The 12,398-nt window shown below is 30.4% G+C and carries 10 protein-coding genes; 2 read left to right on the top strand and 8 right to left on the bottom strand.

Translation table 11 applies throughout. The features are described 5' to 3' along the window. The 5 genes from M3Z80_RS00160 to M3Z80_RS00140 form a co-directional block, all read right to left on the bottom strand. Entirely contained in the window at positions 1-1,188 is a 1,188-nt protein-coding gene (locus M3Z80_RS00160; protein ID WP_293916354.1) for a hypothetical protein, read from the bottom strand. 3 nt (positions 1,189-1,191) lie between these two features. Next, positions 1,192-1,701: an LptE family protein gene (locus M3Z80_RS00155; RefSeq protein WP_293916352.1), complete on the bottom strand. Its 510-nt coding sequence runs from the start codon at positions 1,699-1,701 to the stop codon at positions 1,192-1,194. Beyond that, positions 1,685-2,962: a sigma-54 interaction domain-containing protein gene (locus M3Z80_RS00150; protein ID WP_293916350.1), complete on the bottom strand. Its 1,278-nt coding sequence runs from the start codon at positions 2,960-2,962 to the stop codon at positions 1,685-1,687. The genes M3Z80_RS00155 and M3Z80_RS00150 overlap by 17 nt, the downstream gene beginning before the upstream one ends. Positions 2,963-2,970: 8 nt before the next feature. Next, positions 2,971-4,401, bottom strand: a complete 1,431-nt coding sequence (gene miaB / locus M3Z80_RS00145) for a tRNA (N6-isopentenyl adenosine(37)-C2)-methylthiotransferase MiaB (protein ID WP_293916348.1) — start codon at positions 4,399-4,401, stop codon at positions 2,971-2,973. Positions 4,402-4,530: 129 nt separating this feature from the next. Then, the gene (locus M3Z80_RS00140; protein WP_293916346.1) at positions 4,531-6,021 is read right to left on the bottom strand and encodes an SLC13 family permease; all 1,491 of its coding nucleotides are present in this window, start codon (positions 6,019-6,021) and stop codon (positions 4,531-4,533) included. Between the two features lie 181 nt (positions 6,022-6,202). Here M3Z80_RS00140 and M3Z80_RS00135 point away from each other — a divergent pair, with 181 nt between their 5' ends. Together M3Z80_RS00135 and M3Z80_RS00130 are read left to right on the top strand one after the other, a co-directional pair. Further along, positions 6,203-6,673, top strand: coding sequence for a hypothetical protein (locus M3Z80_RS00135; protein WP_293916344.1), 471 nt, complete (start codon positions 6,203-6,205; stop codon positions 6,671-6,673). A gap of 339 nt (positions 6,674-7,012) precedes the next feature. Further along, on the top strand, positions 7,013-9,667 hold the full coding sequence (locus M3Z80_RS00130) for a reprolysin-like metallopeptidase (RefSeq protein WP_293916342.1): 2,655 nt from the start codon (positions 7,013-7,015) through the stop codon (positions 9,665-9,667). A gap of 65 nt (positions 9,668-9,732) precedes the next feature. Here M3Z80_RS00130 and M3Z80_RS00125 read toward each other — a convergent pair whose 3' ends face one another. The 3 genes from M3Z80_RS00125 to kdsB all read right to left on the bottom strand — a co-directional run bounded on the left by M3Z80_RS00125 (position 9,733) and on the right by kdsB (position 12,368). Then, positions 9,733-10,395: a LolA-like protein gene (locus tag M3Z80_RS00125; protein WP_293916340.1), complete on the bottom strand. Its 663-nt coding sequence runs from the start codon at positions 10,393-10,395 to the stop codon at positions 9,733-9,735. A gap of 145 nt (positions 10,396-10,540) precedes the next feature. After that, on the bottom strand, positions 10,541-11,614 hold the full coding sequence (locus M3Z80_RS00120) for an iron-containing alcohol dehydrogenase family protein (protein WP_293916338.1): 1,074 nt from the start codon (positions 11,612-11,614) through the stop codon (positions 10,541-10,543). Next, the gene (gene kdsB / locus M3Z80_RS00115) at positions 11,604-12,368 is read right to left on the bottom strand and encodes a 3-deoxy-manno-octulosonate cytidylyltransferase (protein ID WP_293916336.1); all 765 of its coding nucleotides are present in this window, start codon (positions 12,366-12,368) and stop codon (positions 11,604-11,606) included. The genes M3Z80_RS00120 and kdsB overlap by 11 nt, the downstream gene beginning before the upstream one ends. Between the last annotated feature and the right edge of the window lie 30 nt (positions 12,369-12,398).

Raw genomic sequence — 12,398 nt, 5'->3', positions numbered from 1 at the left:
TTATTTTGAATTTTTTATCTTTTTTATTTTTTTTATTTCTGAAGCAAAATAACTACTTTTTTCTGGATATTTCAAACTTAATATCTTAAAAGCCGTTATTGCCGTATCATATTTACCTTGTTCAACATATAATTGAGCTAAAGTAATTGTCATTAGATTTGCAATATCCTGTATTTCTTCCTTTTTAAACTCTATGCTTTTACTAGATTTAGAATCTTTCACAATCGGCCTTATCTTGGGATTACTCTCAATAAAATTTGAAATAATCGCATTTTGCCTATCTGTCTCATTACTTACTTTTTCAGATTCAGATTTTAAAGGAATTTTTTGCTTTGAAAGAGAAATCCATTGATTAAAAGTTAATTTATCCAAACCTGAAATAATTTCTTCTTTTTCAATTTCAATAGTTTCTATTTTATCGAACTCATTTTCACTAGTCTCCTCTTTAATTATTTTCTCGATATCTAAATCTCTTGATTTTTCAATTTTTTCTTCAAGGAAATCTTGCTCGGGCAAATAATTATTTTTTTGTTCTAATTTATATTCTTCTTCATTTCCCTCATTATCCTTTTCAAGCTCAACTTGAGAATCTGATTTAAATAGATGTGAAATTCCTAATTTTTCAATATTAGTATATGTACAATCATTAAATAGTATACTATTTTCTTTTTTTAACTCATTATCCTCAGATAAAAGCGGCTTAGTTTCGTAAATGTTCTGCACTGGCTCTAAATCTAATTTATTAAAACTATCACTCAATAATTTTTCCGATATATTCTTTTCGTTAATCGTATCTTCGTACGTTGAATGTGTCTCAATTAATTCCCTAACATTATCTTTCTCTTCCATACATTCTTTAAACTCTATATTCTTAGAAATCATAGCCCCTTCAACTTTCTTTGTCTTATCTTTTTCTTCTTCTCTTTCGTCTATATTTACCTTTTTTACAATATTTTTATTATTTTCTATATATTTTTTTAATATTTCTCTATAAGCTGTATATATAGAAACCTTTTGTATATCATGGTCTAACGGCTCTGATGTAAATATTTGTTTCCAAGTTAAATAAAGCAAATGAAATGATTGAGAAAAGGGATAAGTAGCTATTATATTTTCAATATAATATTTATCGGAAAATTTAAGATTTTCAGGACTTTCTATTAATTGTACGATTCTACTAATATCCATAAATTACCAATCTGCTACTATTGCTAAAAATATTTGATCTATAATTCTTTGATTTATTTTCTGTGCTAAATCATCTTGAACATCAATCAATAATTCTTTACTTGAATAATCTTCATAATCTGAAAAAGTCTTATCAAAGCTCTTTTCCGGTTGTTTTTTATTTTCGTATCTTACAGAGACTGTAATTGTCAATCTATTTTGTGTTGCTTCATCTGAATTACTCTGAATATTTATAGGGCTTGTAGAAAAATTAGTTATTTCTCCTTCTAAAATTATATCAGGGTCTACATTTGTTTCTACGAGCTTCGTTCTTTGATTAAATCTATTTTGTAAAGCAGTAGTAAAGTCAACGCTTAAATTGGGGCTTTGATAGGCTGAATAATTCGGAAATGACTTTATTTCTATAGTTTTTATACTAGGATCTAAAGAAGATCCTGTAAATGAATAACATCCAGACAAAGATATAAAAAAAATCCCTATTATAAGTAATATGGTTTTATTCCTCAATATCATATTGTTTTATTTTTCTATATAAGGTTCTTTCTGAAATGCCAAGCTCTTTTGCTGCCAACTTACGCTTACCATTATATTTTTCTAATGCCTTTTTTATAAGTTCTTCTTCTTTCCTTTGTAAAGATAAAGATTCAGAATCATTAGATATGTCTTCATATTCATAATCATCCAAAACTTCATGATAATCATTAACATTTGAAGGAACGGCTGGTATAACCGATTTATCGTCATAATAGACAAGAGGATCACCAGATTTAGGAATATCGTAATCTTTGTAAACCCTTTGAAAAAGATCTTGATCATTTGGATTCAACCTCAAATCTCCTTTATTTTTGATAAGATCTAATGTCAACGCTTTTAAATCGTTGAGATCTTTTTTCATGTCAAACAAAAACTTATATAATATTTCTCTTTCGCTGGAAAAATCAGAATTATTTTCATTTTGCTTAGAGAAGTTAATCAAAGAGGTTGTTTCAGGGATGTCTTTCAAATACTCTTTAACTTTTTCTAGTGATAAACTTCTATTGGTTTCTATCACCGTAATTTGCTCTGTAAAATTTCTTAACTGACGAATATTCCCCGGCCAATAGTAATTTTGAACATAAGACATAGCTTCATCGGATAAAGTCACAAATGGCATTCTATATTTTTCTGAAAAATCAACTGAAAATTTTCTAAATAGTAAAGGTATATCATCTTTTCTTTCTCGTAAAGCAGGAATATCTATCTGAACCGTATTTAATCTATAATATAAATCTTCTCTAAATCTTCCTTTTTTTATTGCATCCAACAGATTTACATTAGTTGCAGCTACAATTCTCACGTTCGTTTTCTGTATATTGGAAGAGCCTACTTTCATAAACTCGCCACTTTCAAGCACTCTTAATAAGCGAACTTGAGTTTGCAATGGCAATTCTCCAACTTCATCTAAAAAAATTGTTCCTCCATCAGCTACTTCAAAATAACCTTTTCGTATTTTATCCGCACCTGTAAACGCTCCTTTTTCATGACCGAATAATTCGGAATCTATTGTCCCTTCCGGTATTGCCCCGCAGTTTACTGCGATATATTGTTTATGTTTTCTTGGCGATAGATTATGAATAATTTTTGGAATAAATTCTTTTCCAACTCCACTCTCTCCAATTACTAAAACTGAAATGTCTGTAGGAGCAAGCTGCATAGCTTTTTCTAAAGCTCTGTTTAGCCCTACATTATTTCCTATTATTCCAAATCTTTGCTTTATTGCCTGTAATGAATCCATATTTTTTATTATGCGATTTTCCCTATCAATGTAGCGGAAGTACAATCATGTACTGCTACTTTTACAAAATCACCTATTTTCGTACCTTCAGTTTTAGTAAATACCACAACTGCATTTTGGGAAATTCTTCCGTACCACTGATCTTTACTTTTTTTGCTGGTTCCTTCTATCAAAACCTCGTGTACTTTATTTGTATAGGCTTTCATTCTTTCTAACGATAGTCTTTGTTGAAGACTTATAATTTCTTTAAGTCTTCTTGATTTTATTTCCGCGGGTATATCATCTTTCAATTTTTTATGCGCTAAAGTACCAGGACGATCTGAATAGGCAAACATATAACCGAAATCATATTTTACATATTCCATAAGTGATAAAGTCTCCTGATGCTCTTCTTCCGTTTCTCCGCAAAAACCAGTTATTATATCATGAGAAATTGCACATTCGGGTACAATTTCTCTAATTTTGTTAACTAAATATATATATTCTTCACGTGTATGCTGACGATTCATACGCTGTAATACTGATGTGCTTCCACTTTGTACGGGCAGATGTATATATTTACATATATTATCATGTTTAGCCATTACGTAAAGCACTTCTTCATTCATATCTTGAGGATTAGATGTAGAAAAACGGATCCTAATTTCTGGACAGGTTTCTGCTACCATATTCAATAATTGTGCAAAATTTATTGCTGTAGCTTTTTGTAATTCGCTCGCTTTGGAAAAATCTTTTTTAGGTCCTCCTCCATACCATAAGTAACTATCTATATTTTGTCCTAAAAGTGTAATTTCTTTATATCCATTACTCACTAATTCTTTGCATTCATTAAGAATGGAATGAGGGTCTCTGCTCCTTTCTCTCCCTCTTGTAAAAGGAACTACACAAAAAGTACACATGTTATCGCATCCTCTTGTAATAGAAACAAAAGCTGTAACTCCATTACCTCCCAACCGTATAGGGCTTATATCTGCATAGGTTTCTTCTTTAGATAATATTACATTTATAGCATTTCTACCATCATCTGTATTTTTAAGCAAATTAGGTAGATCTCTATATGCATCCGGACCTACTACTAAATCGACTAAATGCTCTTCTTCTAAAAATTTTGTTTTTAATCTTTCTGCCATGCATCCTAAAACGCCTATAACTAAATTGGGTCTTTTCCTTTTTATCGCATTAAATTGGGAAAGCCTTTTTCTTACGGTTTGCTCTGCTTTTTCTCGAATAGAACAGGTATTAAGAAGAATCAAATCTGCTTCTTCCAATTCCGTAGTTGTGTTATATCCTTCTCCATTAAGTATCGAAGCAACAATTTCACTATCTGAGAAATTCATTTGACAACCATAACTTTCTAAGAATAATTTTTTGGTGTTTTTAGATACACTTTCTTGTACTAGTATTTCTCCTTGTCTTTCTTCTAAAATTTCTTTTTCCATACTAAATGTTACCTATCTAAATAGTATAGGCATTATTAAATCAAAATAAAACCGCATGCAAAGATAAAACTTTATATGCCAAGTTGACAGATTATTATTTTAAATATTTCTTAAAATATATATTACTTCTCATTTACCATTTAAAACCATCTCAAAATAGCCTGTAAAATTTTGCAAGAATAAAACCCAAGCCATAATAACTATGGTCCCTACTATAGCAGCATAAAAACCTCCAAAATAAAAATCGGATTGTTTGAGCATTCCTGTGCTGTATACAATAGCATTAGGAGGAGTAGATACCGGAAGGAATAATCCACATGAAGCACAAAGTCCGATTACAAGACCTATGGGTAATATTTGTTCTGGTGGAAGTACTACTGCCGCGATATTAATTACAATTGTTGCCGTTGCGGTACTACTCATTATATTTGAAAATATAACCGTAATGATTGCAAATAACATCATCATAAGATACATGTTGAAAGACGCTCCGCCCAATAATTCGGAATAATAAGGCGCTAACAATTCTTTTATGGCGATACCTAATGACAATCCTCCTGCAACCAGCATTAAGGTATCCCAAGGAAGTTTTCTAATATCTTCTGCTGTTATTATTCCTAACATAGGAAGGAAAACAATAGGTATACCGGAAGTAGCCGCGCTTGGTATTTTTAATTTAGACCCCATCATCCAGAAGAAAACGGTTACAAACAAAATTAACATCACGAAGAACCTTTGTAATCTAATTTTTTTAGGTACAGCTGTAACCTCTTCCAAAAAATTTAAATTAATCTTATCTACTTTTGAAGTATATTTTTGTTTCAGAAGAAGCCAAAAGAATAGTAATAAAGTTAATGCTACAGGAAGTCCTAATATCATCCAGTCAAAGAATGAAACCTCAATTCCTTTGGATTTGAGCACATCCACGACAATTAAATTAGGAGGAGAAGATATTAAACTGCCCATGCCTGCAAAAGTTGCCGATGCCGGAATGCTTATAAGAATAGCCTTTGCCATTGGAGAATCTTTACCCTCTCTTTCCAAGAAAGGCATAACAGCTGCCAATATCATTGCTGAGGTTGCCGTATTTGATATAATTAAAGACAAACACGACGTTGTTAACATAATCCCTAGTAACATATGTGATGGCTTACTACCAAATATCGATATGGTCCCTCTAAACAAGGATAGGTCAATACCTGTTTTTCTCATACTCTCACTGAGGAAAAATCCGCCTAAAAAAATCCATATGACACTATCGGACCATGTGTTTGAAATTGTCTTCGGATCTATTGTCGAACCCTCTATATTTCCCATAGTATATATAAGAAAACCCATGATCAGTATACCGACAGCAAATGGAGGTATAGCCTCGGTAACCCAAAGAAGGATAGAAAACATCAAAATAAACATAGTATATTCCTGAGCTTTCGAAAATTCTGTCGGAGAAAGAAAATAAGTCCCTAAAATTGCGACACCTAATGAAAAAAAGAATAATCCTACTTTAGTTTTTATATTCCATACATCTAACGATTTTTCAATTAGAAGATCACTATATACTCTAATATTGGTATTTATCTTTTTAAAATCTTTATTAATCTTATGAAAATCAAAATCCATATAATTACACCTAAATTTAAATTGTAGTTATGGTTATTTGTTTAAGTTATGGCTATTAACAAATATGTTTCTAATTTACACTTATTTCTTAAATTTTAAATCCAATCAGGAAATTTATTTTTAAATTTGTTGGTGCGATTGCAATATGCGTAATAATATAAATTTTTTACTAAAATAAATGATGAATAATTTTTGTAGACTTTGGATTTTTCAATCCAATAGATTTCTTAACAATGAAGAAAAACAAAATATTTCTGATATCATTTCTAAGTTTTTAGCCTCATGGGTGGCACATGGAGCTGATTTAAAATCTGAATTGAGAATTATAAAAGATAAATTTATTGTTATCATGGTTGATGAAGATCAAACAAGGGCTACCGGCTGCTCTCTTGATAAGTTAAATCAGTGTATGAGAGAGATCGATCATATATATCATCTTGAGCTTTTAAACAGATTATGGGTAAGTTTTGAAGATACGAATGGTAATATTAATACTATTCCTATATCATCCTTTAAAGAAAAAATTAAATCCGAAGAAATCACTCCTGATACTTATGTATACAATCTTTCAGTTAATACCCCTAAAGAGTTTGAAGAAAAATTCAAGCAGCCCTTAAAAAATAGTTGGGCAAAAATCTATATGAAATTATAAAAATTAATTTTAAGATATAAAATTTTCACAATATTTACTTTATTCGCTTATTCGCTTTTTTTCTTATGTATGATTAAATCAAATTAGTAATCATCATTTAATTATATTTTGATTTTTTATCTCAAATATTTAGTATTATTTTACAAATCAATATTTTTAGGTTTTTATTTAAGAATTTTGAATATTCCCTCTATATTATATTAATTTAAAATTATTTAAAAAAAAGAAAAAATACCATATTATTTATAATTATTAATCATAAATTAAACAAGCATTATTGAGCTTTAATTTATATTTTATATTTTTGTTGTTACAACAATATATAAATATATAATACAAATGCAAAAATTTTTTTTATTTTCTATTATTTTCTTGATAACCATATCTGTTTCTGCACAGAATTATTGGAAAAGAACCAGCTTATCTGGAAAACAAATAAAAAGCAAGAGCATTAATTTAGTTGTAGATGATTTATATACCCTTGATTTTTATTCTTTAAAAAAACAATTAAAATCTTCGTCCCTAAGAGGAACAAATAGTCTTCCAATTATTGTATATATTCCTACTACAAGCGGCAAAGTTGAAAAATTTTCTATTTATCATGCTCCTATTATGGAAAAAGAAATGGAAGATGAATATGGATTGTATTCTTATGCTGGTATCGGTTTGGATGATAAAAGCAAATTTATTCGCTTTAGTATTTCTCCTACTCAATTTAACTCTATGATCATTGATAACTCTGGTAAAATACAACTAATTGATCCTTATACAATTGATGGCTCCGTATATTCTGTTAGAGAACGATCATATTTAAATTTAAATAATTTTAACTGTACTACGATTGATGAATCTCTTTCCGAAAAATCAATTTCTAACAAATCGATTGTTAGTGATCAAAAATTTCGCACTTATCGATTAGCTCTATCTGTAACTGGGGAGTATACGCAATATTTTGGTGGGGTTAATGAAGCTTTACAACAAATCAATACTACATTAACTCGTGTAAATGGTATTTTTGAAAAAGATCTTGCTGTAAATCTAAAAATGATTAACAATATTTCTCTAATTTATACAGATCCTAGTACAGACCCCTATTCAAATTCCAGAAATATGGATAACTGGAATATGGAGCTTCAAAAAACGCTTACTTCTGTAGTGGGTGAAAATAATTATGATATAGGCCATCTGTTTGGTGCAAAAGGCGGCGGTGGTAATGCCGGTTGTATAGGCTGTATCTGTGTTAGTCCAAAATTAAATCAAAACGGCATACCCACCGATGTAGGAAAAGGAAGTGGTTATACATCTCCAGCAAACGATATTCCTTCAGGGGATGATTTTGATATAGATTTTGTTGCTCATGAAATAGGACATCAACTAGGCGCTAACCATACTTTTTCACACTATCTTGAAAATACCGATGTAAATAAAGAACCTGGAAGCGGAAGTACAATCATGGGATATGCCGGTATAACTGATTATAATGTACAATCACATTCAGACTCCTATTTTCACTCTACAAGCATTCAACAGATATCTTCAAATCTTCAAAAAAAAAATTGCGGTACCCTTAATCAAATTCCTAATCATCCTCCTAATATAAAAGTGGGTGCTCCAAGTAATACCATACCAATAGGTACACGATTTTATTTAGATGCAGAAGGAACAACCGATCCTGATGGGGATGAACTTTCTTTTTGTTGGGAACAGAATGATAACGCTATGTTTAGTGTTACCAAAGTAAATTCACTACAAACTTCCGGTCCTATATTCAGATCGTTTTCACCAACATCTTCAACCAGAAGGTATTTTCCTGCTTTAGCTAGTAACATTCACTCACCAGAAACCTGGGAAACTGTTTCAGACGTCAGCAGATTACTTAATTTTACAGTTACTGTTCGCGACAATAACCCTAATAGGCCTCAAACTAGTATTGAAAATAAGCAAGTCATTGTTTCCAATATTGGTGGTCCTTTTATAGCAACATTTCCTATAGCGAATTACTTAGCTAGAAAGGGTGATTCAATAAATGTCACTTGGAATGTAGCCAATACTACTGCCTATCCAATTAATACACAGAATGTAAAAATTTCTTTACTTACAGATGAAAATAAAACTATAACTCCTCTCATCGATAACACTCCGAATTCTGGAAAAGCCACTGTGTATTTACCTTCTAATATAACCGCAACAAAAGCGAAAATAATGATTGAGGCAATTGATAATATATTTTTTGCAACTACTGAATATTTTTCAATAGGTTATGATACTATTTGTAAAAATTATGCACATTTAGGACCTCCTCTTCCAATCCCAATAAATACAGATATGGTAACAACGATGGATATAGATATTCCTAAGAATAAAATTAATGGTGAATTTAGTATAAGAGCGAATGTTGATATTGATTATCCAAATATTGGTGGACTCGAAATTAATTTAGAAAATTATGATTCTAATTCTAACAATTATAAATCAACTAATTTATGGAAGCAAAGTTGTTCTAATTTTTCCAAATTAAAAGTTGCTTTTGACGATGCAGGAAACAATCTAGATTGTACTTCACCTATTTCAGGACGTATTAAACCTCATCATCCTATCAGTTCATTATATAGAAAGAATTATAGTGAAAAATGGAGATTAAATGTTCATCCTACTTATCAATTAGCCGGTGGTACATTAAATTCTTTCTCTTTAGATGTTTGCGAGTTTACAGAGCAGAAACTTGGAACAGAAGATATAATATCAAAGGACATAACCTTTACCGTTTATCCTAATCCTTCTCCCGATATTTTCAATATTGATTTGGGGAAAAATAGTAAAAAGGGGAATAATGTTCATGTAAAAGTTTATGATATGTCCGGAACCTTAATATTCCAAAAAGTTGAAAAAAATCAACTGTTTTCTATAGATTTAACAGATTACCGGCCAGGGGTATATATTATAAATATTTCAGGAAAAGGAAATCCTATATCCAGAAGTATTATTAAAAAGTAATACTTTTTATAAAAACTAAAAAAAGCACTCTTTTTTAAAGTTATGAAGAGTGCTTTTTTTATATACTAGAACTTAAATTCTTTTTCCGGAATTACCTTATTAATATCAATAGATGTAAATATAAGAACAAAATATTCATTCTCAACCTTATTTTTCACCTCAATATGACAGGGTAGAGTCAATCCAGAAAATAAATTAAAATCTGAATATGATTTACTTTCAAGCTTATTATCTTCTCGAATAAGTTGAAATGTACTTTTATCAAAATAATAAATGTCGTATTCAGAATTTTTAATTAATTTTATTTTATAACAATTTTTATTTTCAATATTTTCTGTTCCTAAAAGCATCGCATGAAATCCTTTAGCCGAATAATCCACTAAATCTGATTCAAATGCTTCAGTAATATAATTATCATTTTCTTCGACTTGGTTGGTTTGGAAATTATACCGTACAGCATTCTTACCGTTATAACCATTCAAAATATTTTTTTTCCCTTGTATTTGTAAAACTGTCTTATTCAAATCCGGCCTTTGTTGATAAATCTCTATAGGATAGGATTCATATAAGTCCAAAATTATCTCACCTTTGATTATTATTGAATTCAATTTTTTCCAATTTTGAACACCTCCGGTTACTTCTAAATGATTAGCAATTATTTGGTCAGCCGTTTGTGAATATCCTATTAAATATACAAATAGGAATATAGCAAATAATAGTTTCTTCATGTTTGATTTTAAAGATATTTGAAATTAAAAAATTCCAAGTAACATTTGCGTTAACTTGGAATTTTTTAGTGAATAATTTATTTTTAATAAATTTCCCCCTTACTTATTTTTTGAAATTGTTACCTTTAACTAGATATTGTTATGGCTACATTTCTTCATAAAGGGCCCTTAATTTTTCTTTAGTCATTATTTTTTGCCAATCTTTTCCTAATGCATTTTCCCATAAGGGAACCATTCCGTAAGAAACATTAATCATAATATTAAATTGTTCATCGGTTAAACCTTTGCAAACGCCCTGTGGAATTTCTATTTTATTTTTCTCAACCATATATTTAAATTCCTTAACTCCTTCCGGATAATATTCTTCCAACCTGTCAAAAACAATACAATTGCCTACTCCGTGATGGGTTCCCAATAAATAGGAAAGACCATAACTAACCGCATGAGCTATCCCTACCTGAGAATATGCAATACTCATTCCACCATGCCAAGATGCCATCATTAAATCTTCATCTGATTCATCATCCCATTCAGTTTTGTGAACATATACCTTCTGACAAAGTTCTAGAGCTTTTTCTCCGTAACTTTTACTGAAAGCATTAAGATAAGTTCCTGTTAAAGATTCGATACAATGAATATAACAGTCCATTCCAGTAAAAAATGCTTGATTTTTTTCAACTCCTTTTACTAAGGCCGGATCAAGGATTACCTGATCGAAAGGAGTAAAGTCTGAATTAATACCTAATTTTCTTTCCGGACCTGTCAATATACAAGTTCGTGAAACCTCCGCACCTGTACCGCTAATGGTTGGTATCCCTACATGATAAACAGCCGGATTTTTCACTAAATCCCATCCTTGATATTGAGAAGACGAACCTTCACTATTCATCATGATTGCCACCGCTTTTGAAGAATCCATCACACTTCCCCCTCCAATTCCTATAACGCCTGAAACCGTACCATATTCTTCTTTTAATGAATCTCTGATTGCATCAATACCTTTAGTCTTGGGCTCATCTGTAGTATCTATAAATATAATTTTATCTTTTCCTTTTAACGGAATTCTTTTTTCGAGCTCTTTTCCTTCAAATACTTTATCTACTAAAAAAATAAACGGATAGTCTTTATTTCTTTTTTCTTCAATAATTTCTGAAGTTTGATCAAAGCTTCCACGTCCATAAATAACTCGCGGAACCATTGGGAAATTTCTAAATTTCATTTTTATATTTTTTCTCGTTAATCTGTTTTTGTAATATCTCATTTGCTTTTTCCAAATCTTCAGGAGTATCTATTTCAACTCCTACAAAATCAGTTTCAATTACCTTTATTTTCATTCCATATTCTAAATATCGTATACATTCAATCTTTTCTGCTTGTTCATTGGGTAACATAGGTAATTTTGCAAAATCTAATAACGCTTTTTTACGGAAAGCATACACACCTACGTGCTCATAATAGTCTGCTTGAAATGATTTTTCTCTTGGATGGGGAATGACAGAGCGTGAGAAATATAAGGCATGATCATTACGGTCTTTGACTACTTTTACATAATTGGGATCTTCAATTAGACTCCAATCATTCATTTTCCGAATTAATGTAGCTACATCTATTTCTTTATTATAATCTTTCTTAAATACTTCGATTAATTGCTCCAAAGGCTTCCTTTTTACGAAAGGTTCGTCCCCTTGTATATTTATTATGATATCGCATTCTATATTTTCAACAGCTTCAGCAATTCTATCACTGCCAGTTTCATGCGATTTGATACTCATAATAGCTTTACCTCCATTCCTTGAAATTTCGTTATGAATTATTTCAGAATCTGTTGCTACAAATACATCTGAAAAAAGTTGGGTTTTTATAGCATTTTCATAAGTTGAGCGAATGACTGTTTTTTCTCCTAACATCCCCATGAGTTTTGCAGGGAAACGAGAAGCTGCATATCTTGCAGGAATAACTGCTATAATTTTCACGTTATTTATTATTTGAATACAAAGTTAACT

This window comes from Apibacter sp., assembly GCF_025291155.1.
Taxonomy (GTDB): domain Bacteria; phylum Bacteroidota; class Bacteroidia; order Flavobacteriales; family Weeksellaceae; genus Apibacter.
Note: the sequence above shows the minus strand (reverse complement) of the source record. Positions and strands in the feature narration are given on the sequence as shown.

Coding starts and splice junctions, on each gene's coding strand:
- M3Z80_RS00160 (WP_293916354.1), bottom strand. CDS start 1,188: ATGGATATTAGTAGAATCGTACAATTAATAGAAAGTCCTGAAAATCTT.
- M3Z80_RS00155 (WP_293916352.1), bottom strand. CDS start 1,701: ATGATATTGAGGAATAAAACCATATTACTTATAATAGGGATTTTTTTT.
- M3Z80_RS00150 (WP_293916350.1), bottom strand. CDS start 2,962: ATGGATTCATTACAGGCAATAAAGCAAAGATTTGGAATAATAGGAAAT.
- miaB (WP_293916348.1), bottom strand. CDS start 4,401: ATGGAAAAAGAAATTTTAGAAGAAAGACAAGGAGAAATACTAGTACAA.
- M3Z80_RS00140 (WP_293916346.1), bottom strand. CDS start 6,021: ATGGATTTTGATTTTCATAAGATTAATAAAGATTTTAAAAAGATAAAT.
- M3Z80_RS00135 (WP_293916344.1), top strand. CDS start 6,203: ATGAATAATTTTTGTAGACTTTGGATTTTTCAATCCAATAGATTTCTT.
- M3Z80_RS00130 (WP_293916342.1), top strand. CDS start 7,013: ATGCAAAAATTTTTTTTATTTTCTATTATTTTCTTGATAACCATATCT.
- M3Z80_RS00125 (WP_293916340.1), bottom strand. CDS start 10,395: ATGAAGAAACTATTATTTGCTATATTCCTATTTGTATATTTAATAGGA.
- M3Z80_RS00120 (WP_293916338.1), bottom strand. CDS start 11,614: ATGAAATTTAGAAATTTCCCAATGGTTCCGCGAGTTATTTATGGACGT.